At 71.6% G+C, this 22,339-nt stretch carries 21 protein-coding genes and 1 riboswitch; of the genes, 4 read left to right on the top strand and 17 right to left on the bottom strand.

Features of this window, described 5'->3' with window-relative positions; all coding sequences use genetic code 11:
• Positions 1 to 46 precede the first annotated feature (46 nt).
• The 8 genes from OHB41_RS10915 to OHB41_RS10950 form a co-directional block, all read right to left on the bottom strand.
• The gene (locus OHB41_RS10915; protein WP_266697644.1) at positions 47 to 502 is read right to left on the bottom strand and encodes a PH domain-containing protein; all 456 of its coding nucleotides are present in this window, start codon (positions 500 to 502) and stop codon (positions 47 to 49) included.
• 14 nt (positions 503 to 516) lie between these two features.
• Positions 517 to 1,374 (bottom strand): ATP phosphoribosyltransferase, encoded by an 858-nt coding sequence (gene hisG, locus OHB41_RS10920; RefSeq protein WP_266697645.1) that lies wholly within the window; start codon positions 1,372 to 1,374, stop codon positions 517 to 519.
• Between the two features lie 67 nt (positions 1,375 to 1,441).
• Positions 1,442 to 1,714, bottom strand: coding sequence for a phosphoribosyl-ATP diphosphatase (locus OHB41_RS10925; RefSeq protein WP_266697646.1), 273 nt, complete (start codon positions 1,712 to 1,714; stop codon positions 1,442 to 1,444).
• A 34-nt stretch (positions 1,715 to 1,748) separates the two neighbouring features.
• Complete coding sequence (ribH, locus tag OHB41_RS10930) at positions 1,749 to 2,234, bottom strand: 6,7-dimethyl-8-ribityllumazine synthase (protein ID WP_266697647.1); 486 nt, start codon at positions 2,232 to 2,234, stop codon at positions 1,749 to 1,751.
• Between the two features lie 112 nt (positions 2,235 to 2,346).
• Positions 2,347 to 3,684 (bottom strand): bifunctional 3,4-dihydroxy-2-butanone-4-phosphate synthase/GTP cyclohydrolase II, encoded by a 1,338-nt coding sequence (locus OHB41_RS10935; RefSeq protein ID WP_266697648.1) that lies wholly within the window; start codon positions 3,682 to 3,684, stop codon positions 2,347 to 2,349.
• A complete protein-coding gene (locus tag OHB41_RS10940) occupies positions 3,681 to 4,325 on the bottom strand; it encodes a nicotinamide mononucleotide transporter family protein (RefSeq protein ID WP_266697649.1) in 645 nt (214 codons plus the stop codon). The genes OHB41_RS10935 and OHB41_RS10940 overlap by 4 nt, the downstream gene beginning before the upstream one ends.
• Positions 4,322 to 4,957 (bottom strand): riboflavin synthase, encoded by a 636-nt coding sequence (locus OHB41_RS10945; RefSeq protein ID WP_266697650.1) that lies wholly within the window; start codon positions 4,955 to 4,957, stop codon positions 4,322 to 4,324. Before OHB41_RS10945 ends, OHB41_RS10940 begins: the two co-directional genes overlap by 4 nt.
• A gap of 153 nt (positions 4,958 to 5,110) precedes the next feature.
• Positions 5,111 to 5,241, bottom strand: a riboswitch (FMN riboswitch).
• 495 nt (positions 5,242 to 5,736) lie between these two features.
• Positions 5,737 to 6,948, bottom strand: coding sequence for an ROK family transcriptional regulator (locus OHB41_RS10950; protein ID WP_266697651.1), 1,212 nt, complete (start codon positions 6,946 to 6,948; stop codon positions 5,737 to 5,739).
• Positions 6,949 to 7,116: 168 nt separating this feature from the next.
• On the opposite strand from OHB41_RS10950, the gene OHB41_RS10955 reads away from it, so the two are divergent.
• On the top strand, positions 7,117 to 8,349 hold the full coding sequence (locus OHB41_RS10955) for an MFS transporter (RefSeq protein ID WP_266697652.1): 1,233 nt from the start codon (positions 7,117 to 7,119) through the stop codon (positions 8,347 to 8,349).
• Here OHB41_RS10955 and OHB41_RS10960 read toward each other — a convergent pair.
• Together OHB41_RS10960 and OHB41_RS10965 are read right to left on the bottom strand one after the other, a co-directional pair.
• Positions 8,309 to 8,767, bottom strand: coding sequence for an acyl-CoA thioesterase (locus OHB41_RS10960; RefSeq protein ID WP_266697653.1), 459 nt, complete (start codon positions 8,765 to 8,767; stop codon positions 8,309 to 8,311). The genes OHB41_RS10955 and OHB41_RS10960 overlap by 41 nt on opposite strands.
• A gap of 98 nt (positions 8,768 to 8,865) precedes the next feature.
• Positions 8,866 to 10,140, bottom strand: coding sequence for an alginate lyase family protein (locus OHB41_RS10965; protein ID WP_266697655.1), 1,275 nt, complete (start codon positions 10,138 to 10,140; stop codon positions 8,866 to 8,868).
• A gap of 121 nt (positions 10,141 to 10,261) precedes the next feature.
• Between OHB41_RS10965 and OHB41_RS10970 the strand changes: the two genes are divergently transcribed.
• The 3 genes from OHB41_RS10970 to OHB41_RS10980 all read left to right on the top strand — a co-directional run bounded on the left by OHB41_RS10970 (position 10,262) and on the right by OHB41_RS10980 (position 13,571).
• On the top strand, positions 10,262 to 11,668 hold the full coding sequence (locus OHB41_RS10970; RefSeq protein ID WP_266697657.1) for a uracil-xanthine permease family protein: 1,407 nt from the start codon (positions 10,262 to 10,264) through the stop codon (positions 11,666 to 11,668).
• A gap of 207 nt (positions 11,669 to 11,875) precedes the next feature.
• The gene (locus OHB41_RS10975) at positions 11,876 to 12,571 is read left to right on the top strand and encodes a DUF5995 family protein (protein ID WP_266697658.1); all 696 of its coding nucleotides are present in this window, start codon (positions 11,876 to 11,878) and stop codon (positions 12,569 to 12,571) included.
• Between the two features lie 70 nt (positions 12,572 to 12,641).
• Positions 12,642 to 13,571: an LLM class F420-dependent oxidoreductase gene (locus tag OHB41_RS10980; RefSeq protein WP_266697659.1), complete on the top strand. Its 930-nt coding sequence runs from the start codon at positions 12,642 to 12,644 to the stop codon at positions 13,569 to 13,571.
• 86 nt (positions 13,572 to 13,657) lie between these two features.
• On the opposite strand, the gene OHB41_RS10985 is transcribed toward OHB41_RS10980, so the two are convergent.
• The 7 genes from OHB41_RS10985 to OHB41_RS11015 all read right to left on the bottom strand — a co-directional run bounded on the left by OHB41_RS10985 (position 13,658) and on the right by OHB41_RS11015 (position 22,141).
• Entirely contained in the window at positions 13,658 to 15,352 is a 1,695-nt protein-coding gene (locus tag OHB41_RS10985; protein WP_266697661.1) for a flavin monoamine oxidase family protein, read from the bottom strand.
• A gap of 47 nt (positions 15,353 to 15,399) precedes the next feature.
• The gene (locus OHB41_RS10990) at positions 15,400 to 16,188 is read right to left on the bottom strand and encodes a carbon-nitrogen hydrolase family protein (RefSeq protein WP_266697662.1); all 789 of its coding nucleotides are present in this window, start codon (positions 16,186 to 16,188) and stop codon (positions 15,400 to 15,402) included.
• Between the two features lie 450 nt (positions 16,189 to 16,638).
• Positions 16,639 to 18,135, bottom strand: a complete 1,497-nt coding sequence (locus OHB41_RS10995; protein WP_266697664.1) for an HAD-IA family hydrolase — start codon at positions 18,133 to 18,135, stop codon at positions 16,639 to 16,641.
• A gap of 49 nt (positions 18,136 to 18,184) precedes the next feature.
• A complete protein-coding gene (locus OHB41_RS11000; protein WP_526024908.1) occupies positions 18,185 to 19,264 on the bottom strand; it encodes an ABC transporter ATP-binding protein in 1,080 nt (359 codons plus the stop codon).
• Positions 19,265 to 19,266: 2 nt separating this feature from the next.
• A complete protein-coding gene (locus OHB41_RS11005; protein WP_266697668.1) occupies positions 19,267 to 20,100 on the bottom strand; it encodes an ABC transporter permease in 834 nt (277 codons plus the stop codon).
• Positions 20,085 to 20,987: an ABC transporter permease gene (locus OHB41_RS11010; RefSeq protein ID WP_266697669.1), complete on the bottom strand. Its 903-nt coding sequence runs from the start codon at positions 20,985 to 20,987 to the stop codon at positions 20,085 to 20,087. Before OHB41_RS11010 ends, OHB41_RS11005 begins: the two co-directional genes overlap by 16 nt.
• Positions 20,984 to 22,141, bottom strand: a complete 1,158-nt coding sequence (locus OHB41_RS11015) for an ABC transporter substrate-binding protein (protein ID WP_266697670.1) — start codon at positions 22,139 to 22,141, stop codon at positions 20,984 to 20,986. The genes OHB41_RS11010 and OHB41_RS11015 overlap by 4 nt, the downstream gene beginning before the upstream one ends.
• Positions 22,142 to 22,339: the final 198 nt, after the last annotated feature.

The following is a 22,339-nucleotide window of genomic DNA, read 5'->3' on the forward strand; positions in this document are numbered from 1 at the left end:
GGTTAATCAAGACATGGGCCCGCGGGGCAGGGTGGAAGGCCGAGAGTCAGCCGTGATGTTGCTCCGGGTCGCCGATGGAGCGGGCCTCGGCGAGCGCCCGCAGGGTGCGGGCGTCGTCGATCGCGCGCTGTCGGGCGATGCCCGGCTGGATGCCGAGCGCCGGAAGACTGGTGCCGTCACTGAGGTTGAGGAACACCCAGGGGTCGCCGGGGCGCAGGTTGACCTGGAGGATCTCCGCCCAGTCCAGGTGCCGGCTGCTGGCGATGTTGACGACTGTGACTCCGCTCTCATCGGCCACGACCTTGGGCCGGGACAGCAGCATGAGCACCCCGAGAAGCAGCGCGGCGGTGAAGACGAAGCTGACGCGCTCCCCCGGGCTGAGCTGCTCCAGGAGCATCGCGACGGTCGTGATGACCACGAAGATCGCGACACCCGCGGTGAGCAGGACCGCCCGGGTCCGGGACGGCCGGAACGTGACGGGGAGTTCGGGAAGGTGGGACATGGGTCGGACGGTCCTCAGAGGCGGCAGGCGTGGATGGCCGTGGTCAGGATGGCCCGCGCGCCGAGCGCGTACAGGTCGTCCATGATCCGCTGCGCCTCCTTGGCGGGCACCATCGCGCGGACGGCCACCCAGCCCTCGTTGTGCAGCGGCGAGATGGTCGGCGACTCCAGGCCCGGGGTGAGCCCGACGGCCTGCTCCAGGTGCTCGGCGCGGCAGTCGTAGTCCATCATCACGTACGTGCGTGCGACCAGGACGCCCTGAAGGCGGCGCAGGAACTGCTGGACCTTGGGCTCGGCGTCCTCGGAGGTGTCGGCTTCGACGCGGCGGATGACGACGGCCTCGGACTTCATGATCGGCTCGCCGAAGACCTCCAGGCCCGCGTTGCGCAGCGAGGTGCCGGTCTCGACGACGTCCGCGATGACCTCGGCGACACCGAGTTCGATCGCGGTCTCGACGGCGCCGTCGAGGTGGACGACGGAGGCGTCGATGCCGTGGTCGCCGAGGTGACCGGCGACGATGCCCTCGTAGGAGGTGGCGACCGTCAGGCCGGCGAGGTCCTCGACGCTCTTGGCGGCGCCGGGCTTGCCGGCGAACCGGAAGGTGGAGCGGGCGAAGCCGAGCGGGAGGATCTCCTCCGCCTTGGCTCCGGAGTCGACGAGCAGGTCGCGGCCGGTGATGCCGATGTCGAGGCGGCCCGAGGAGACGTAGATCGCGATGTCGCGGGGGCGGAGATAGAAGAACTCGACCTCGTTGCCCGGATCGACGATCCTGAGCTCCTTGGACTCCCGGCGCTGCCGGTAGCCGGCCTCATGCAGCATCTCCGCCGCAGGTCCTGACAGGGAACCCTTGTTGGGGACGGCGATGCGCAGCATGAGGTCGGCTTCCTTTGTTAGTGCGTACGTCTGGTGGTTCGTACGTCGGCGGGGTGCGGGGCGTGGCTCAGAGGTGGGCGTACACGTCGTCGAGGGAGATTCCGCGCGCCACCATCATCACCTGGACGTGGTACAGGAGCTGGGAGATCTCCTCGGCGGCGGCGTCCTTGCCCTCGTACTCGGCGGCCATCCAGACCTCTGCGGCCTCTTCGACGACCTTCTTGCCGATGGCATGGACGCCCTTGCCGACCAGCTCGGCGGTGCGTGAGGTGGCGGGGTCGCTGTTGGCGGCCTTGTGCTGGAGCTCGGTGAAGAGCTCCTCGAACGTCTTCTTGGACATGGTGCTGCCCACCCTACGCGCCCGAGCCGGTGTCTCAGCGCCAGGGTTCGGATACTGAGCGCAGCGTGGCCGCGGTCGCCACGGCCGCCGTCACCGCCTCGTGCCCCTTGTCCTCGCGGGAGCCCTCGATGCCGGCCCGGTCCAGGGCCTGCTCCTCGGTGTCACAGGTCAGTACGCCGAAGCCGATGGGGACGCCGGTGTCGATGGAGACCTGGGTGAGGCCCTGGGTGACGCCCTGGCACACGTACTCGAAGTGGGGTGTGCCGCCCCGGATGACGACGCCGAGCGCGACGATGGCGTCGTAGCCGCGGCCCGCGAGGACCTTGGCGACGACCGGGAGCTCGAAGCTGCCCGGGACCCTCAGCAGGGTCGGCTCGTCGATCCCCAGCTCGTGCAGGGCGCGCAGCGCGCCGTCCACGAGGCCGTCCATCACCTTTTCGTGCCACTGTGCCGCGATGACCGCGACGCGCAGGTCGCCGCAGTTGCGTACGGACAGTTCGGGTGCACCCTTGCCGCTCACGTCTCTCCTCAGTGCCTCTGTGCCGTGTTGCCGGTTGTGCCGTTGTCACTGGATTCCGTCGTTGCCGGATTCCGTTGTTACTGGATTCCGCGGGTGTTGCCTCCCGCGGGTGTCACTGGTTGCCGCAGGCGGCCGGGGTGGGCGTCTCCAGCCAGGGCAGGTCGTGCCCCATCCGGTCCCGCTTGGTGCGCAGGTAGCGGAGGTTGTGTTCGCCCGCCTGGACGGGCATCGGCTCCCGCCGGGTGACCCGCAGGCCGTGCCGGACGAGCGCGTCGGTCTTGTCGGGGTTGTTGGTCATCAGGCGCACGCTGTGGACGCCGAGGTCCTCCAGGATCTGCGCGCTCGCGCCGTAGTCGCGGGCGTCGGCGGGCAGGCCGAGTTCGAGGTTGGCGTCGAGGGTGTCCCGGCCGCGTTCCTGGAGCTCGTAGGCGCGTAGCTTGGACAGCAGTCCGATGCCCCGCCCCTCGTGTCCGCGCAGATAGACGACGATGCCGCGGCCCTCGGTCTGGATGCGCCGCAGGGAGGCCTCCAGCTGGGGGCCGCAGTCGCAGCGCAGCGAGTGGAAGACGTCGCCGGTCAGGCACTCGGAGTGGACGCGGACGAGGACGTCCTCGCCGTCGCCGATCTCGCCGTGGACGAGGGCGACGTGCTCGACCCCGTCCACGGTGGAGCGGTAGCCGTACGCCGTGAACTCGCCGAAGAGGGTGGGCAGCTGTGTCCTGGCCTCGCGGCGGACCGTGGGTCCGGACGGGGCCGCCGCCTGGTCGAGCGGGGCCGGGACCTGGAGAGAGCGCCGGTAGGCGATCAGGTCCTCGATGGAGATGATGGTCAGGCCGTGCTTGCGGGCGAACGGGATCAGTTCGGGGAGGCGCAGCATGCGGCCGTCCTCCCCCGCGATCTCCACGATGGCGCCCGCGGGGCGCAGGCCGGCGAGCCGGGCCAGGTCGACGGCCGCCTCGGTGTGTCCGTTGCGGACGAGGACGCCGCCGGGCCTGGCGCGCAGCGGGAAGATGTGGCCCGGCCGCACGAAGTCGCCCGCCCCGGCCTGGCCTCCGGCCAGCAGCCGCAGTGTGGTGGCGCGGTCGGCGGCCGAGATGCCGGTGGTCACGCCGTGGGCGCCGGAGGCGTCCACCGAGACCGTGAACGCGGTCCTCATCGACTCGGTGTTGTTCTCGACCATCTGGGGGAGCTGGAGGCGGTCGAGTTCGTCGCCTTCCATGGGTGCGCAGATCAGGCCGCGGCACTCGCTCATCATGAACGCGATGATCTCGGGGGTCGCCTTCTCGGCGGCGATGACGAGGTCTCCCTCGTTCTCCCGGTCCTCGTCGTCGACGACCACGATCGGGCGGCCGGCCGCGATGTCGGCGATGGCCTTCTCGACCGGGTCGAGCGCGAAGTCCGAGGCATCTTGGTCGTGCCCGGTGCTGTACCAGACGGGGGCGGCGGTCATGCCGGGACTCCTTCCAGGACGGGCTGCCCGGCCTTGCGGGAGCGCAGCCACCAGTCGCGCATGCCCCACAGGACGAGCGCGCCGTAGAGGACGTAGACGAAACCGGAGAAGGCGAAGCCGTTGGCGAAGTTGAGCGGGACGCCCACCACGTCGACCAGCAGCCAGGCGAACCAGAACTCGACCATGCCGCGCGCCTGGGCGTACATGGCGATGACCGTGCCGACGAAGATGTAGGCGTCCGGCCAGGGGTCCCAGGACAGCGACGGGTACGCGTGGAACAGGGCGCTGACCGCGAGGGTGCCGACGGCCGCGGCGCCGGCCAGGCAGGCGCGCTCGCGCCAGGTGGCGAACCGTACGGCGATGGAACCGTCCTGGCCCTGGCCCCGGCCGCGGTTCCACTGCCACCAGCCCCACAGGGCGACGACGATGACCACGAGCTGCTTTCCGGCGCTGCCGGAGAGATGGGCCGAGGCGAAGGCCGTGAGCAGGATGACGCCGGACAGGAGCTGTACGGGCCAGCTCCAGATGGAGCGCCGCCAGCCGAGCGCGAGACCGATCAGACCGATCACGTTGCCGATCATGTCCGACCACTTGATGTGCTGTCCGAAGAGGGTGAAGGCCTCGGAGTTGAGCCAGTTCACGGCCGGCTCCCGGAGGTGTCCGGCAGCGCGACCGGCTGCTCGCCCCGGGCGCCGAGCAGCCGCTCGACGTACTTGGCGATGACGTCCACTTCGAGGTTGACCGGGTCGCCGGGCTGCTTGCGGCCGAGCGTGGTCAGGTCGAGGGTGGTGGGGATGAGGCTGACGGTGAAGTGGTCCGGGCCCGCGTCGACCACCGTCAGGCTGATGCCGTCGACGGTGATGGAGCCCTTCTCGACCACGTAGCGGGTGAGGTCCGCGGGGAGCGAGATCTTCACGATCTCCCAGTGCTCGGACGGCTTGCGCTCGATGACCGTGCCGGTTCCGTCGACGTGGCCCTGGACGATGTGTCCGCCGAGGCGGTCACCCACGGCCATGGGGCGTTCGAGGTTGACGCGGGAGCCGACGGTGAGGGCACCGAGGCTGGAGCGGTTCAGGGTCTCCGCCATGACGTCGGCGGTGAATTCGTCGCCCTCGTGGTCGACGACCGTGAGACAGACTCCGTTCACGGCGATGGAGTCGCCGTGCCGTGCGCCCTGCGTGACGACGGGTCCGCGCAGGCGGAAGCGGGAGGCCTCGTCGAGATTCTCGACGGCGGTGACCTCACCCAGCTCTTCGACGATTCCGGTGAACACTTCCCGGGTCCTCCTGCCTCATGGGGCACGGACTCCGGGGCCTGTCGATGACGACAGAACGAAACGGACTACGGCACCGGGGACGATGCCGAAAGGGGACCTGTCCCGCAGGACACGTCACGACAACCGGCAGCGCGCACGAATGCCCGCCCGCCGCGCACTGCCTCCCATCCGGACTTTAACCGTCGGTCCAGGAATTTCACCTGGTCAACCGGCCGCTGGAAGCGACCGGGTCGCGGACTGTAACCGCCGGTTCGGACTTTCACCGACCCCGGAGTGCGCTGCTTCTGGTACAGCATCAGTGTGCCATGCCCTGTCCATGCCCATGCGGGTGAAGTTCTGTGGGGTGCCTCACAGGTCGCCCGAATGGACTTCCGCGGCGCCACGGGGGCGGCCAACTCCCGTGAGGGCTCGCACGCCTGACGGCGATACGGATATTGGTCCATACCTATTGACGCTCTGGTCTAGTCCTCTTAGGCTCGGCGATCAAGGTTCGCGGAAGCCGAGGGCCGTCGAGGTCCGCAGGAGCCGAGGGCGATCAAGGTTTGCGGAAGCCGAGGTGGCCTACTCGCCCCCTGAGCGACCCGGCGGCGGTGACGGAGGCCCTTGCCCCGCCGCCGGGTCTCCCCATCGGGGAGAGGAAGTCCGCCGGGCGCCTCCGGGAACTCCGCTCCGGGGCCCCGGGCTTCGCGCTTCCGGCCGCGGGGCGGCGGGGGCCGGGCGGCGGGGGCCGGGCGCCGGGGCGGAACGCCCGGGGACGGGTGCGGCGGCGCGGCGGATCACCGCGGATGCGGTGTGAAAAGGTCGTCCTGGGCCGACTCCCGGGCGGTCAGGAGGGCCCCTCGCAGCACCGCGCCGCCGCCGAGCGTGCCCGCCCGCACCTCGGCGGGCAGCGGGGACATCCGGGCCAGCCGCTCGCCGACCCGGGCGGCCAGTGCCGCTCCGCCCGCCTGCCCCACCTCACCGCCGAGCACCACACAGCCGGGGTCGAGGACGGCCACGACCGACGCGGCGCCGACGGCGAGGCGATCGGCGAGGGCGGAGAGGAAGCGGTCCGCGAGGTCGTACAGGAAACGCTCGGTACCGGAGGAGGACGCGGCGGCCACCGCCGCGCGCACCAGTGCCGCCGCCCGTGGTTCACCGGGTGACTCGACCGCCTCCAGCCCGTACCCGGCGGCGAGTTCGGCGATCGCGGCAGCACCCGCCAGCGAGTGGAAGCCTCCCTCGCAGTCGGTCGCAGACGGCAGCGTGGTGGTGCCCGGAACCGGCAGGAACCCGATCTCGCCGGTGCCGCCGGAGGCCCCGCGGCGGAGTCTGCCGTCGAGCACGACGGCCGCACCGGTGCCGTGGCCGAGCCAGAGGAGGACGAAGGTGTCCCGGTCCCGGGCCGCTCCGTCGCGCTGCTCCGCGAGGGCGGCGAGGTTCGTCTCGTTCTCGACGATGACCCGGGCGGGCAGCCGTTCCTGGAGGGCCGCGACCAGACGGCGGTGCCATTCGGGCAGGCCGGAGGAGTCCCGGAGTTCGCCGGTGGCCGGGTCGATGAGGCCGGGCGCGCCGATGCCGACGGTGTGCAGCCGCTCGGCCCCCGCCTCCTTCGCGGCCCGCTCCACCAGGGCGACCGCCTGCTCGACGGCGGGCCCCGTGCCGGCGTCGTCCGCGATGGGCACCGACGCCCGCGTGAGCTCCGCGCCGAGCAGGTCGGCGACGACGACCGTGACGCCCTCGGTGCGGACGTCGAGGGCGGCCAGCTGCGCCCGGTCCGCGACGATCCCGTACAGCCGGGCGTTCGGGCCGCGCCGTTGCTCCCCCGACTCCCCCACGACCGAGATCAGCCCGGCGGCGGTCAGGCGTTCGACGAGGTCGGCGACGGTGGGCCGGGACAGTCCCGTGAGCTGCTTCAGCTGTCCGGCCGTCAGCGGGCCCTCCTGCTGGAGCAGTCGCAGGGCGAGCCGGTCGTTGATGGCCCGGGCCGTGCTCGGAGATGCGGGCATGCCGGGATCTTCCCAGATCACGGAGTCCTCCCAGATCGGTGGGGCCCGCCGACGCGGGACCCGGGGCGTGGGGCTGCCGGCCCCACGGCCGGTATATCGCCTATCTATCAGGCAGGGTCCCTGATAGTTTACGGCGGCAGCATGGGGAGTGGCGCCGGGAGGGTGGGAATGACAGGGACGACGGGAACACCGGGTGACGTGGCCCAGGACTCGGTCGAAGTGAAGCGGGCCCGGTACGCCGTGGCGGCCGTGTTCGCGGTGCACGGAGCGGTGACGGGCTCGTTCGCCACCCGCGTGCCCTGGATCCAGGACCACGCGTCCGTCAGCACCGGCCAGCTCGGGCTCGCCCTGGCGTTCCCGGCCATCGGCGCCTCCCTCGCGATGCCGCTGGCGGGCCGGATCAGCCACCGCTTCGGCGCGCGCACCGCGCTGCGCGGGCTGATCTCCCTGTGGACGCTGGCACTAGTCCTGCCGTCCGTCGCGCCGAATCTCTACACCCTGTGTCTGGCCCTCTTCGTCTACGGCGCGACGGCGGGCATGGCGGACGTGGCGATGAACGCGCTCGGCGTCGAGATCGAGAACCGCCTCGGCAGGTCGATCATGTCGGGGCTGCACGGCATGTGGAGCGCGGGTGCGCTGGTCGGATCGGCGGGCGGCACCCTCGCCGCGCATCTCGGTTCGGACGCGCGTCTGCACCACGTTCTGGCGGCCGGGGTCCTGACGGTCCTGGGTCTCACCGCGTGCCGATGGGTCCTGGACCTGCGGCCGACCGAGGACGAGGTCCCCCCGCCGCGCTTCGCGCTGCCGCCGAAGTCCGCGCTGCTCATCGGCGCGATCGGCTTCTGCGCCGTGTTCGCCGAGGGCGCGAGCCTGGACTGGTCGGCGGTCTACCTCAAGGACGAACTCGGCACCTCGGCCGGGCTCGCGGCGGCGTCGACGACCGGCTTCATGCTGACCATGGCGCTGGCCCGGCTCGTCGGCGACGCCGTGGTGAACCGGTTCGGCGCGGTGCGCACCGTGCGGGCGGGCGGGGCGCTGGCCGTGCTCGGCGGACTGCTCGTCGTCGTCGCGGGCAACCCCGCGGTGGCGATGGGCGGCTTCGCCCTGCTGGGCCTCGGGATCGCGGTCGTCGTCCCGCTCTGCTTCGCCGCGGCGGGCCACGCCGGCCCCAACCCCAGCCAGGCCATCGCGGGCGTCGCCACCATCACGTACACCTCGGGTCTGGTCGCGCCGAGCGCGATCGGCTCGCTGGCCCAGGCGACCAGCCTGGTGGTCTCGTTCGGACTGGTCACGGTCCTGGCGAGCGGACTCGCCGTGTTCGCGGGTGTGCTGCGCGCGGGCGAGCGCGACCGTCCGAAGGTCAGTCGCCCGAGCGCAGCAGTTCCCGACCCACGGCCCTGAAGCGGCCGCTCCACGACGTCGGACGCAGCGTGCCGGCGTCGAGCCGGACCAGGACCCGGGTCCCGTGCGCGTAGGCGACCGCGCCGTCGGCCGAGCAGAAGCGGAAGCCGTACGTCAGTCCGGTGTCGCCCAGTCGCTCCAGCCACAGGTGCACGGCGTACGCGCCGGGCCGGTTCACCGGTGCGTCGTAGCTGATCCGGAGTTCCCTGACCGCGTTGCAGAAGTCGCCCGCGGCTTCCCAGTCGCCCTCGAAGCCGAAGCCGTTCTCGTTCCAGAGCGCGGTCCAGGCGCGTTCGACCAGCACGGGGTAGCGGGCGTTGTGGAGCAGCCCCAGCGCGTCGAGGTCGTCGAAGTGGACGGTGACGGGGAGCAGTCTCCCGTACGGGAGGGCGGGGGCGACGGGGGCTTCGGCGGTCACGGGCGGGGCTCCTGAGGGTGCCGGGAGGGGCGGTGGGGGCACCCCATCCTAAGCAGCCGCTCAGGAGCCCCTGATCAGGGTGTTCGTGCGGCGTCGGGTCAGCCCGCGATCGAGTCGAGCTGCTCCGCGGCCGGCCGCAGCGCCCACAGGTCGCCGCCGGGCGGCGCCTCCAGCTCCGGTACGGCGGCACGTGCCGCCCGGTCCCCCGCGTCGGCGGCCGCGTGCACGACGTCGCTCGCCGCGAAGCGGTGGAACTCCAGTTCCGGGTACGGCCACGGGGCGGCTCCCGTGGCGGCGGGCAGCAGTTGGTCGACCGCCTTGAACAGGCTCTGCCCGTCCGGCCCCCGGTACGCCCACAGGTCCACTCCGACATGCCGGCCGATGGCCGCGAGGCGGGTGTAGGCGACGAGGTCGAAGGTCGAGTAGTGCCAGCTGCGGGTGCGGGTGAGTTCCTGGGGCTGGGTGCCGTCGGCGGCGATCTGCGGGTCGATGCGCCTGGATCGCGCGTCGAGCACGGTCCGCCGGGCCAGGTCCCTGTCGCCTGTCGCGTACGCCAGGGCGGCGAGCTGCATGTCGTAGAAGGTGCCGTGGTTGTTCGCGGCGGCGCCCTCCTCGACGCCGAAGGCGCTGTCCACCAGCCAGTCGCGGAGGTCCGTGTTCCAGGAGCGCATCGCCGTGCGGTCGCTCCTGGACCAGCCGGGGGCGCCGGTGTCGAGGATCGCGACGGCGTCCAGGACGCTGGTGTAGGACTGCGAGAAGTCGATGATGCCGATCGCCCGGCCGTCGTACTTGCACGGGATGAACTGCCCGTGGTCCAGGTTGGCGTTCATCCGGGTGGCCGGGTCGAGGAACCAGGTGCGCAGGACGGTGGCGGCCTTCTGGGCGTACTGCTTTCTGCCGGTGTAGTACCAGGCGAGTGCGAGGTCGTACGTCGAGTCGAAGACCTTCTCGACGTCCTGGCGGTCGGTGCCGGTGTCGACCTCGGGGTTGCGCTGCCCGTCGCGCTGCACGTAGGGGCAGCCCCACGGGTTGTCGGCGGTCGCGGGCTGCGAGGGCCACCAGTACGGGGCCTGGCTCAGGTAGTCGTGGACATCGCCGCCGGGGGCGGGCTTCGGTTTGTCGACGACCGTCCAGGGACCCTGGTCCAGCCAGGCGTCGGCGCGGGCCGTGAGGTTCGCGACGGCGTGCCGGAGTCCGGCGTCGCCGTGGTCCAGGCGGATCTTCGTCCGTTGCAGCCGGGTGCCGTCGAGGACGGCGGTGGCGGGGGCCTTCGGTGTCGAACGGCCCTCGTGGGCCGAGGCGGTCGGGACGACGGCGGCCGCGAGGGCGACCACGGCCGCCAGGACCACGCCCGCACGGGGTCTTCTACCCATCGAGCACTCCGATCATACATGTGAACGCAGTTCATGAGTGGGACCGTGTGAGCGTAGAACCGCCAGTTGGCCCTGACAATGGTCCGGACCGATTCACGTACAGAGAAAGCGAAGCCGCACCATGGATCTCGGCGTGCACTGGAAACTGCACGGCGACGGACGCAACCCCGCGCCCGGAGCCGTCGTCCGCCCCGATGAACGCCTCTCCTGGCCGCGCACGATCGGACTCGGCGCCCAGCACGTGGTGGCGATGTTCGGGGCGTCCTTCGTGGCGCCCGTCCTGATGGGGCTCGACCCGAACCTCGCGATCATGATGTCCGGTGTGGCGACGGTCATCTTCCTGCTCGCCACCCGCGGCCGGGTGCCCAGCTATCTCGGCTGTTCGCTCTCCTTCGTGGGCGTCGCCGCGGTCATCCGAGCGCAGGGCGGCACCAGCGCGACGGTGACGGGCGCGGTGTTCGTCGTGGGCGTCGTCCTGTTCCTGGTCGGGCTCGCCGTGCAGCGGTTCGGGGCACGGATCATCCACGCCGCGATGCCGCCGGTCGTCACCGGCGCGGTCGTCATGCTGATCGGTTTCAACCTGGCTCCCGTGACCGCGTCCACGTACTGGCCGCAGGACCAGTGGACGGCGCTGCTCGTGATGCTGTTCACGGGACTGTCCGTGGTCTGCCTGCGCGGCTTCTGGTCCCGGATCGCGATCTTCCTCGGCCTGCTGTTCGGATATGTGATCTCCTGGGCCTTCGACCGGATCTTCGGGAAGATCCACTCGGTCGACGCGGGCGGCAAGGTCACCGACCACTGGCGACTGGACCTCTCCGGTGTCGGCAGGGCGGACTGGATCGGGCTGCCGCACTTCCACGGCCCCTCGTTCCAGTGGTCGGCGATCCTCGTCGCGCTCCCGGTCGTGATCGCCCTGGTCGCCGAGAACGCGGGCCACGTCAAGGCGGTGGGCGAGATGACCGGCGACCCGCTGGACGACAGGCTGGGCTCCGCGATCTCCGCGGACGGCGCCGCCTCGATGCTCTCCACGGCGGTCGGCGGCCCGCCCAACACCACCTACTCCGAGAACATCGGCGTGATGGCCGCGACACGCGTCTACTCGACCGCCGCCTACTGGGCCGCCGCGGGATTCGCCCTGCTGTTCGGCGTCTGTCCCAAGTTCGGTGCGGTCGTCGCGGCGATCCCGGGCGGCGTCCTCGGCGGCATCACCGTCATCCTGTACGGCATGATCGGTCTGCTCGGCGCCCAGATCTGGCTGCACGGCCGGGTCGACCTGCGCAATCCGCTGAACCTGGTGCCGGCCGCGGCGGGCATCATCATCGGCGTCGGCGGCGTCACGCTGAAGTTCTCGGACACCTTCTCGCTCAGCGGCATCGCGCTCGGCACGCTCGTCGTGATCACCGGGTACCACGCGCTGCGGGCGATGGCTCCGGCCCACCTCAGGACCCAGGAGCCGCTGCTCGACTCGGGCACGTCGGCCTACGACCAGGACGGCGCCGCCGAGGGCCCGGATCAGCGCGCCGACTGACAGGCGCGACGTAGATCAAGCCGGCCGTCACCGCGCCGGGCCGCGCGTACGCGTTCCGCTCCGCGTGCGGCCAGGCGCAGGGCACGTATCCCTGACCCGGGTCGCTCCCCCGCTCGCGACACTCCCGGCAAGGGTGTATTCCCTCGTTCTGGGGACGCGCCCGGCCAGGCGGCACGCCCACCGGGCCACGGCTGGGACCCTTCCCCCATGGCGCAGTTGGAACAGCTCATCGCTCCCGTGCACACGGTCGTCTCCCGGATGCGGGCCCTGGAGGCGGCCCTGCCGGAGCGGGACGGGGTCGCGGTCTTCAACCGCGTCTACCTCACCGTCACCGAGGAGATCGACCGGCGCCTGGACGCCGGGGAGTTCCCGGATCCCGGGGCCGCGGCCACCCTGGACGTACGTTTCGCCGAACGGTATCTGACGGTGGCCGAGGAGGGGTGCCCGCCCGCCTGCTGGCGGCCGCTGCTGCAGTTCCGGCGCCATCCCGGAGTAAGCCCCCTGCAGTTCGCGCTCGCGGGCGTCAACGCGCACGTCGGACACGATCTGCCACTGGCCGTCGTGGACAGCTGTCGAGCGCTCGGTTGCGAACCGGCTGATCTGGAGGACGAGTTCGAGCGCGTGGGCGACCTCCTCGTATCGATGGAGGAGCGCATCCGCGAGGATCTGATGCCGGGACCCGACCTCCTGGAGGTCGCCGACCCGCTCACCCATCTGCTGGGCGCGTGGAGCCTGGAGCGAGCGCGCGACGCCAGTTGGTCGGCGGCGCGGGCGCTGTGGGCGCTGCGCGGACTCCCCGGCCTCGCCAGGGAGTTCGACGACCGTCTCGACGCGACGGTGGGCCTGACCGGACGCATGATGCTGACCCCATTGGGGGACCGAACCGGCCACTGGGGACCGTAGGCCGGTGAACCTCCCCGTGATCGCTGTACGTTGACCGGACGGCTCACCGACGTGCAAAGGGGCGACAGGTATGGCGATCCGGCTCGGACTCGGCCTTCCGCAGATGAAGCAGTACGACCTCGGGCGCGATGTGCCGGCGGTGGCCCGTGCCGCGGAGGAGACCGGCTACGAGAGCCTGTGGGTGTTCGAGCGGGTACTCTTCCCCGACCCCGCCACGCAGGGGCTGTACGGGATTCCGGGGCTGGCCTGGCCCGACACCTACCGCTCGGTCGCCGAGCCGCTGGTGACCCTGACCCTGGCCGCCGCGTCGACCGGGCGGGCCCGTCTCGGCACCAGCGTGCTGGTGGCGCCGCTGCACATCCCCTTCCAGCTGGCACGCGCGCTCGCCACGCTGGACGCGGCCAGCGGCGGCCGGGTGGTGGCGGGCCTCGGCACCGGCTGGTCCCACGACGAGTACGCGGCGGCCGCCGTGGCGCCCTTCGAGAAGCGCGGCAAGGTCCTCGACGAGCTCCTGGACGTCTGCGCGGCGGTCTGGGGACCGGACCCGGTGTCGTACGAGGGTGAACTCACCAGAATCCCCCCGTCCGAGGTCGGGCCGAAGCCCGCGCGTCCGATCCCGGTGTACCTGCCGGCGAACAGCCCGAAGGCGGCGCGGCGGCTGGTCGACCGCGCGGACGGCTGGATGCCGACCGCCCAGGGCGTCGGCCGGCTCACCGAGGAGTGGACCCGGCTCCAGGAACTGGCCGCCGAGCGCGGCAGGTCAAGGCCGATCGAGGTCTGCGTCCGCGTCAACGCGGGGTACACGGCCAAGCCCTACGAGGGTGCCGCACGTCCCCTGTTCACGGGCAGCGCGGCACAGATCGCCGAGGACCTGGCCGCACACCAGGTGGACGGGGTCGGGGAGTTCCTGCTCGATCTCCAGGCACCGCTCCGCGACGCCTCGGAACTGGAGGACGTCGCGGCGGAGGTGTACGGGCTCGCCCGCGCGGCCGGAGTCTGAGCACCGCGACCGCCGGCACGGCACCGCGGCCGGGGTCCGAGAACCCCGGCCGCCCCGGCGCGCCCGCGGCCCCGGGCCGTGGACCCTCAGTCCTCGGGCAGTTCGACCGGCGCGATCTCGTCGTAGACGTCGCCCGGCCCGGGGTTGGTCGCGTCGGTCGCTCCGCCCAGCTGGTGCATGACGCCCCAGACCGCGTTCAGCGCCGTCTGCACGGCGCCCTCGGCCCAGCCGGCCGTCCAGGAGATGTCGTCGCCCGCGAGGAAGATGCCCCGCTTGTCCTCGGGCAGCGCGTCCTGCATGAAGTGCGTGAACAGACGCCGCTGGTAGCGGTAGTGGCCGGGCAGGTTGGCCTTGAACGCCCCCATGAAGTAGGGCTCGTTCTCCCAGGAGACGGTCACCGGGTTGCCGATGATGTGCTTCCGGATGTCGACCTTCGGATAGATCTCGCCGAGCGATTTCAGCATGACCTCCATCCGCTCGTTCGCGGACAGCGGCAGCCACTTCAGGCTGTCGTCGCACCACGTGTACGAGAGACAGATGACGGCGGGCCTGTCCGGACCCTCGTCCAGGAGGTAGGTGCCGCGGGTCATCCGGTCGGTGAGCGTCATCGACATGACGTCACGCCCGGTCGTCTCGTCCTTGTCGAGCCAGAACGGACGGTCGACGGGCACGAAGAGCTTGCTCGACTCCATGTAGTGGGTCCGCTCCATCGCCGTCCAGTGGTCGATGGGGAAGAGCGAGTCGTCGCAGGCGATCTTCGAGAGCAGCAGCCAGGACTGCGCGGTGAAGATCGCCGCCTGGTAGGTGCGGATGTCGCCGTTGGCGTCCGTCACGGTGATCCGGTTGCCCGACGTACGGTTCAGCCGGGTCACCGCCGGACGCGGGGCGCCGTCGTGCAGCGAGGCCAGCGAGGTCCCGGGCGCCCAGTGGACGATCTTCACCGGCTCCCGCTCCCACAGCCGCAGCGGAAGCTGCTGGGAGCCGCCGACGATGCCGCGGTGGTGGTCGTCGGCCTCCGTGTAGACGACGCGCAGGATCTCGAGGATCGAGTTCGGGAAGTCGGTGTCCCAGCCGCCCGTGCCGAAGCCGACCTGGCCGAAGATCTCACGGTGCCGGAAGGACCTGAAGGAGTCCGAGTCGCACAGGAAACCGTAGAAGGTCTGGTTGTCGAGCTTCTCCACGAGCTTCGCCCAGATCTCACGGATGCGCGGGACGTCGCGCTCGCGCATGGCCCGGTTCATGTCGGAGAAGTCGGCGCCCTCCTCGAGACAGGCGTTCCACGCGTTCATCACGTCGCGGTAGACCTGCGGCAGGTCGTCGACGGTGGTCGCGTAGTGCGACTCGCCCTTGAGATCGACGACCGTCGAGGGCGTGCTCTCCGCGAGCGGGTTGGGGAACGGCCGGGTCTCCAGTCCCACCAGGTCGATGTAGTGCTGGAGGGCGGTCGAGGACGGCGGGAAGCGCATGGCGCCCATCTCGGCCGTCAGCGAGGGGTCGCACCCCTCGAAGCCCACCGTGCGCAGCCGGCCGCCGATCTCGTCGGCCTCGTACACGACGGGCTTGAGGCCCATCTTCATCAGTTCGTAGGCGGCCACGATGCCGGAGAGGCCGCCGCCGATGACCGCGACCTCGGTGCCGTGCTCGGTCGCGGGTATCTGCCCGAGGCCCGCGGGATGCGCGAGGAAGTCGTCGTACGCGTACGGGAAGTCCGGGCCGAACATGGTGATCGGCGGCTGCTGCACGTCGGTGTGCTGGACGGCGGTGGGCACCGTGGACGTCATGGGGTACGGACTCCTTGCGACAAAGCTTCGGGGGGAGGGCTGGAAGTTCAGACGAGCGACCCGTAGAGGCCGGGGCGGCGGTCCTTCAGATACGGGTTCGCCTCGCGCGAGGCCGCGAGGAAGGCGGGGTCGGCGTCGGCGAGGACCAGCTCCTCGGCGCGCCCGGCGCGGGTGCGGGCGACCCCGTCGGGCCCGGCCAGCGTGGACAGCCCGACGAACTCGAACTCCCCCTCCACGCCGACCCGGTTGACGTAGGCGACGTACATCTGGTTCTCGAAGGCGCGCACCGGGACGACGGACTCGGCGACGAACTGGAAGGGGTGCATCTGCGCGGTCGGCACGACGAGGAGGTCGGTGCCGGCGAGTGCGTGCGCCCGGACGTTCTCCGGGAACTCCACGTCGTAGCAGATCATCAGGCCGACGCGGAGGCCGTTCAGCTCGGCCTGGACCACCGGCTGGTCGCCCGGGGTGAAGTGGTCGCGCTCGAAGCAGCCGAAGAGGTGGGTCTTGCGGTAGTTCGCGAGCCGGGTGCCGTCGGCGGAGATCAGCTGCGCGGAGTTGTGGACCCGCTCGCCGGAGCGCTCGGGGTAGCCGTAGGCGACGGCCACGCCGTGGCGGGTGGCGATCTCGGCGATCGCGTCGGCGGCGTCGCCGTCGGCGGGCTCGGCCAGACGTGCGATGTCGTCGCCGATGGCGTAGCCGGTGAGGAACATCTCGGGTGCGGCCAGCAGCCCGGCGCCGGCGGCAGCGGCGCGGCCCGCGGCGGCGTCGAGGACCTTGAGGTTCTCGACGACGGAGCCGGGGCGGCCGGAGCTCTGGAGCAGGGCTGTGCGCATGCGTGTTCCTCACCGGTACGGATGGGTTTGGGGGCCAGGTAGACGGTACGGTCGCCGGGCCGGCGTGGACAAGGAGGAGCCGTTGCGTGCCGGTGAACGAATCGTTGCGTGCGGGGGCCGTCCGGCGGTGATTTGTTGCGGGGTGTCCTGGAGGGGGCCTCGGGTGCCGGTTCCGGGGCTTCCGCCCGGGCCCCAGGGGTGCGGTGTCGGGTGCGGGTGCGTGGGGGCTGGGCGCGCCGTTCCCCGCGCCCCTGGGACGACACCGTGCGACGTCAGGTGCCGGTGCGTGAAGGCTGGGCGCGCCGCTCCCCGCGCCCCTGGGACAACACCGTGCGATGTCGGGTGCCGGTGCGTAAGGGCGCGCCGTTCCCCGTGCCCCCGAAAGGCTGGTCCCCGCGCCCCCGAGAAGGGGCTTCCGGCGCGCGGGGAGCCGGGGCTCGGTGGGGGCGTCTAGTCGAGGGTGAACGTGGTGAGTACTGCCGCGTGGTCCGAGGGCCAGGCGTTGTCCGCGACGTGGGGCCAGGTGCGCGGGGTGCCGGCGACGACGGTGCGGGAATCCCGTACGCGCAGGCCGCGTCCGTCGTGCAGGACGAAGTCGATGCGGTCCTGCGGCTCGGGGCGGCCGCTGCCGTCCTCGTGCTCGGTGTGGATCGGCGACCAGGTGTGGCCCGGGTCCCGCACCGGGTCGGGGTGCGCCTCACGGTAGGAGTCGCGCAGGCCGGCCTCCTCGGCCGCCCGGGTCACCGGCCACTCGACGTCCGGCCAGTCCAGGTGGGAGGGGCTGTTGAAGTCGCCGACCAGGATCACGGGGACGCCGGGGACGGCCGCGGTGTCGATCTCGCGCAGGATCTCCCGCATCTGGCCCAGCCGGCCGGCCTCGTGGGCGATCAGTCCGGCCGCGGGGAGCCCGTCGAAGCGGGCCTCGTACGGTCCGTACGGCGTGTAGTCGAGGTGGGTGCTCCAGACGGCCACCTCCTGGCCGCCGTCCAGCCGGATCCGCACCCCGGTGCCGCCGTAGAAGCCGACCTCCGGGTCGCCGAGGCGGGCGGTGATCGGGTGGCGGCTGATGATCCCGAGGTTGTCCCCGGCCCGGTGGTGGTGCCAGCCGAGGGCCTCGGCCAGCTCCTGTGCCGCGTTCCCGTACGTCTCCTGGAGGCCGACCACGTCCGCGCCGGTCTCCGTGATGACCTTGAGCTGCTTCTCGCGGTGGTCATCGACCTCGGTGCCGCCGTACCAGAGGTTCCAGCTCATCACCCGCAGCTCACGGGGCGCCAGCATGCCCCGCAGCCGGTCCGGCGTCACCTCCTCCAGGCTGGTGAGGACCGTGCGTCCGGGGGCGGAGTCGATCGGCGCGAGCGAGGGCACGGCGAGCACCGCGCACCCCGCGGCCTCGGCGGAGGCCACGCCGGTCTCGGTGTCCTCGACGGCCACACAGAGGGCGGGGTCGACACCGAGGGCGCGGCAGGCGGCGAGGTAGGGATCGGGGGCTGGCTTGGTGCGCTCGGTGTCGTCGGCGGTGACGGAGGTGGCGAAGTGCGCGGCGCCGAGCGCGTCCAGGACGGTGTCGGCGACGGCGCGTGGGGAGGCGGTCACCAGGGCGGTGGGGACGCCCTCGCGTGCCAGGTCCCCGAGGAGCCGCAGCGCGCCCGGACGGGGCACGATCCCGGTCCGTACGCGGTCGGCGAACTCCCGGTGCAGCCCGGCGGCGATGCCCTCCGCCGGAGTCCCCGTGACCGCGCCCAGCCAGTCGGCGGTGTACTCGACGGGCCGCCCGAGGACCTCCGGCTGGTCCGCCCCGGTGAGCGGGCGCCCGAGCCCGACGGCCACCGTTTCCACCGCCTCCCACCACAGTCGCTCGGTGTCCACGAGCGTGCCGTCCATGTCGAACAGGACGGCCTGGAGCGGGAGTCGGGGGGTGGCGCGGTGGGTCACGGTGTTCTCTTTCATCAGTGGGGGGAGGCCCCGGCGAGGGGGAAGGGGCCGGGAGCGGAGTCGGTCAGTGCGCGCGCTCGGCGACCAGTACCGGCCGCTCCGGCAGGCGCACGGTGACGGCCGCGCCGGGACCGAGCGTGGCGGCCTCGTGCGTGGGCAGGTCGGCCTTCACCTCGGTGCCGTCCGCGAGCCGCACGGTGACCCGGGTCGCGGCCCCGAGGAACGCGCCGGCCACGACCCGGGCGTCACCGGCGTCGTCGGCCTGCACCCGTACCGCCTCGGGCCGTACCAGGACGTCCACCTCCCGCGCGTCGGGCGCGTCACCGTCGACCGGCAGCCGCTGTCCGAGCACCTCGACCGTCGTGGCCTCGAGACGCCCCGGGATGCGGCTCATCGTGCCTACGAACTCGGCGACGAACGCGGTGGCCGGCCGGCCGTACAGCTCGGCGGGTGCCGCGCACTGTTCGAGCCGTCCGGACCGCATCACGGCGACGCGGTCCGCCATGGACAGCGCCTCCTCCTGGTCGTGCGTCACGAACAGGGTGGTGATGCCGAGTTCCTGCTGGAGCCTGCGGATCTCCTCGCGCAGGCTGAGCCGCACCTTCGCGTCGAGCGCCGAGAGCGGCTCGTCGAGGAGCAGGACTCGCGGGCGCAGGGCGAGCGCGCGGGCCAGCGCGACGCGCTGCTGCTGGCCGCCGGAGAGCTGGTGGGGGAAGCGCTCGCCCTTGTCGGCCAGGCCCACGAGGTCGAGCAGTTCGGCGGCGCGGGAGCGTCGCTCCGCCGTCCGCACCTTGCGCATGCGCAGGCCGAAGGCCACGTTGTCGAGGGCGCTGAGGTGCGGGAAGAGGCTGTACGACTGGAAGACCATTCCGGCGTCGCGGCGGTGGGCGGGGACGCGGGTGATGTCCTCGCCGTCGACCAGCACCTCACCGGAGTCGGGGTGTTCGAAGCCGGCGAGCATCCGCAGCGCGGTGGTCTTGCCGCAGCCGGACGGGCCGAGCAGGGCGAGGAGTTCGCCGGGCCGGGCGGGCAGGTCGAGCCCGTCGAGGGCGACGGTCGTGCCGAACGACCGGCGCAGGCCTCGGAATTCGACGGTGGCGGCCTTCTCCACGGCCGGGGCGGTCTTGTGCGTGGTGAGGGTCATGGTCATCCCCGGGAAGCGGTACGGGAGCGCCCGCCGAGTCCGGCGAGCGAGAGGAGCAGTGCCCAGGTGACGAGCAGACTGAGCACGGAGACGGCGACGGAGAGCTGGGCCTGCGAGCCGCCGATGCTGTAGATCCACACGGCGAACGGCTGGAAGCCGAGCAGCTGGGCGACGGTGAATTCGCCGAGCACCAGCGCCAGGGTGAGGAAGGAGGCGTTGAGCAGTGCCCCCCGCAGGTTGGGCAGCACGACCCGCACCAGCGCCTGCGGCCAGTTCGCCCCGCAGCTGCGGGCGGCCTCGACGAGGGTGCGTACGTCGACGGCGCGCAGTCCGGCGTCCAGAGCCCGGTACACGAAGGGCAGGGCCATCACGACGTAGGCGAGGACGAGCACGAACGGGAAGTCGGGGTTCTGCAGTGCCACGAACGTCTGGAAGAGCGGGGTGCGGGAGAGGTGTTCGGGCCCAAACTTGAGGACGGTGGAGATCCCGGCGACGAACGCGATCGGCGGGACGACCAGCGGCAGCGAGCAGATGACCTCGACCACGGGCCGCAGTTTCGGGGCGCTCAGCCGCAGGGCGACCATCGCCGGCACCATCAGCAGCAGGACCACGGCGATGGTGGCGGCGGCCAGTTCCAGCGAGAGCAGCAGGCTGGAGGTGAAGCCGTCGGCACCGACGATCTGGCTGTACGCGTCGAAGGTGATCCCCTGGTTCGGCACGTCGACCGTGAAGACCAGGGACGCGGCGAGCGGGACCAGGAAGTAGAGCCCGGCGAAGGCCAGGACGACGCCGCGCCAGGGGCGCACACGCGGGGACTTGTTCACGCTTCCAGCCATCGCGCGCTCCGTCGTTGCAGGGGCAGGTACACGGCCATGACCAGGCCCGCGACGAGGACCATGTCGAGGCTGAGGGCGAGTGCCACGTTCTCCTGGCCCACCAGGACGTTGCCGGAGATGGCGTCGGCGATCTGCAGGGTGACCAGCGGGACCGCGCTGCCCACCATGGCCGCGGCGGTGGCGTACGCCGCGAAGGCGCTGCCGAAGAGCAGCACCAGACCGCCGAGCAGTGAGGGCGCGAGGACGGGGAGGGCGACATGGCGCCAGTACTGGACCCCGGTGGCGCCGTTGTTCTGCGCGGCCTCGCGCCACTGGGAGCGCAGTCCGTCCAGGGCGGGCGTGATGGTGAGGACCATCAGCGGGATCAGGAAGTAGAGGTAGACGATGACCAGTCCCCAGAAGCTGTAGAGGTTCCAGCCCTTGTCGGACAGGCCCAGGTGCCGGGTCAGGACGCCCGCGTTGCCGAGGGTGGCGACGAACGCGAAGGCCAGCGGGACACCGCCGAAGTTGGCGAGGACACCGGACGCGGTCAGCACGGCCTCGCGCAGCGCGCGGAAGCGGGAGGTGACCACGGCCTGGGCGAGCAGCAGTCCGAGCACGGTCGCGAGGGCGGCCGAGACGGCGGACAGCTTGACGCTGCCGACCAGGGCGGTGAGGTACGCGCCCTGGAGCGAGGCGGTCAGGTTGGCCGTGGTGTACGAAGTGGCACCGGTGGCCTGGTCCTTGACGGTGAAGGCGCCGTTCAGCATGGCCAGGGCGGGGACCCCGAAGGCGATGGCGACGAAGGCGAGCAGCGGAAGGACGGCGAGCGGGCCGACGGCGCGGCGCCGCCGCTGCCGTGGGGCAGCGGCGGGCACCGTGTCGGCCTCGGTGAGGGCGACGGTCATCCGGAGACGGCCTTGCCCCAGCCCTGGGCGAGGACGCCCTTGGCCTTGTTCTGCTGGTCCTCGGTCGGGAAGCTCGGCGTGCCCGAGACCTTGGGAAGCGCGGCGGCGGCGGTCTTGTCGAGCGTGCCCGCCTTGTCCATGGCCGGCATCAGGGCCGGGCGGGCGTATCCCTTGACCCAGAGGTTCTGGCCCTCGGTGCTGTAGAGGTACTCCTGCCACAGGCGGGCCGCCGCCGGGTGCGGGGCGTCCTTGTTGATGGCCTGGGAGTAGTACTGGGAGAACTGGCCGTCGGAGGGGACCGTGACCGTCCAGTCGAGACCCTTGGAGTTGAACTCGTCGGCGTAGCCGGCGTTCAGGTAGTCCCAGTCGATGCTGATCGGCGTCTCGCCCTTCTCGACGGTGGCCGGGGTCGACTCGACGGGCGTGTAGTTGCCGTTCTTCTTCAGCTTGCCGAAGAAGTCGATGCCGGGCTGGATGTCGTCGAAGGAGCCACCGTTGGCGAGGGCGGCCGCGTACACGCCGGCGAACGCCGAACCGGACTTGGTGGGGTTGCCGTTGAGGGCGACCTGGCCCTTGTACTCCGGCTTGAGCAGGTCCGCGAAGGTCTTGGGGCACTCCTTGACCTTCTTGGCGTCGCAGCCGATGGAGACGTAGCCGCCGTAGTCGTTGAACCACTGCCCCTTCGGGTCCTTCTGGGCCTCGGGGATGTCGGCGAACGCGGTCACCTTGTAGGGCGCGAGCAGCCCCTGCTGGGCGGCGCTCAGCGCGAACGAGCTGCCCAGGTCGAGGACGTCGGGCGCGCGGTCCTGGCCCTTGCGCGAGGTGACGGCGTTGATCTCGTCCTGGCTGGTCCCGGCCGGGTTCTCCACGTCGATCTTGATGCCGTACTTCTTGGTGAAGCCGTCGATCAGCGCGCCGTAGTTGGCCCAGTCACGGGGCAGCGCGATCGCGTGCAGCGTGCCCTCCTTCTTCGCCGCCTTCACGAGGGCGTCGAGACCACCGAAGTCGGCGGCGGAGGTCGCGGTGGCCGCGCTCTTGCCGTCGGCGGTGGTCGCCTTGTCGTCGGGGGCCGCGCCACAGGCGCTGAGGGCGAGGGCGGCGGCGACGGCGAGGCCGCCGGTGAGGACGGCGGTCCTCGGCAGGAACACGGTCACGGTCTCTCCAGGAGTACGCACGAGGGTGTGATGGAGCGGAGAACTTGTCTGAACAAGTTGACCCCAGTAGGCCCGGCTCCGGTGTCCTGTTCGTAAACACTGGCGAAACCCTGAACCCCGATTCCCTGCACAATCCCGAGCTGCCCAGATCACCGTCCGATCTCGATTACGCTGGTCACGCTGTGCACTGCAGCCGGA

This window comes from Streptomyces sp. NBC_01571 (genome assembly GCF_026339875.1).
In the GTDB taxonomy this organism is placed as follows: Bacteria; Actinomycetota; Actinomycetes; order Streptomycetales; family Streptomycetaceae; genus Streptomyces.

What these genes read in the sequence shown, in the direction of transcription:
- OHB41_RS10985 (WP_266697661.1), bottom strand. Translation starts at nt 15,352, where the DNA reads ATGACGTCCACGGTGCCCACCGCCGTCCAGCACACCGACGTGCAGCAG.
- hisG (WP_266697645.1), bottom strand. Translation starts at nt 1,374, where the DNA reads ATGCTGCGCATCGCCGTCCCCAACAAGGGTTCCCTGTCAGGACCTGCG.
- OHB41_RS11000 (WP_526024908.1), bottom strand. Translation starts at nt 19,264, where the DNA reads ATGACCCTCACCACGCACAAGACCGCCCCGGCCGTGGAGAAGGCCGCC.
- OHB41_RS10975 (WP_266697658.1), top strand. Translation starts at nt 11,876, where the DNA reads ATGGCGCAGTTGGAACAGCTCATCGCTCCCGTGCACACGGTCGTCTCC.
- OHB41_RS10990 (WP_266697662.1), bottom strand. Translation starts at nt 16,188, where the DNA reads ATGCGCACAGCCCTGCTCCAGAGCTCCGGCCGCCCCGGCTCCGTCGTC.
- OHB41_RS11010 (WP_266697669.1), bottom strand. Translation starts at nt 20,987, where the DNA reads ATGACCGTCGCCCTCACCGAGGCCGACACGGTGCCCGCCGCTGCCCCA.
- OHB41_RS10925 (WP_266697646.1), bottom strand. Translation starts at nt 1,714, where the DNA reads ATGTCCAAGAAGACGTTCGAGGAGCTCTTCACCGAGCTCCAGCACAAG.
- OHB41_RS10980 (WP_266697659.1), top strand. Translation starts at nt 12,642, where the DNA reads ATGGCGATCCGGCTCGGACTCGGCCTTCCGCAGATGAAGCAGTACGAC.
- OHB41_RS10950 (WP_266697651.1), bottom strand. Translation starts at nt 6,948, where the DNA reads ATGCCCGCATCTCCGAGCACGGCCCGGGCCATCAACGACCGGCTCGCC.
- OHB41_RS10995 (WP_266697664.1), bottom strand. Translation starts at nt 18,135, where the DNA reads ATGAAAGAGAACACCGTGACCCACCGCGCCACCCCCCGACTCCCGCTC.
- OHB41_RS10915 (WP_266697644.1), bottom strand. Translation starts at nt 502, where the DNA reads ATGTCCCACCTTCCCGAACTCCCCGTCACGTTCCGGCCGTCCCGGACC.
- OHB41_RS10970 (WP_266697657.1), top strand. Translation starts at nt 10,262, where the DNA reads ATGGATCTCGGCGTGCACTGGAAACTGCACGGCGACGGACGCAACCCC.
- OHB41_RS11005 (WP_266697668.1), bottom strand. Translation starts at nt 20,100, where the DNA reads ATGGCTGGAAGCGTGAACAAGTCCCCGCGTGTGCGCCCCTGGCGCGGC.
- OHB41_RS10965 (WP_266697655.1), bottom strand. Translation starts at nt 10,140, where the DNA reads ATGGGTAGAAGACCCCGTGCGGGCGTGGTCCTGGCGGCCGTGGTCGCC.
- OHB41_RS10935 (WP_266697648.1), bottom strand. Translation starts at nt 3,684, where the DNA reads ATGACCGCCGCCCCCGTCTGGTACAGCACCGGGCACGACCAAGATGCC.
- OHB41_RS10955 (WP_266697652.1), top strand. Translation starts at nt 7,117, where the DNA reads ATGACAGGGACGACGGGAACACCGGGTGACGTGGCCCAGGACTCGGTC.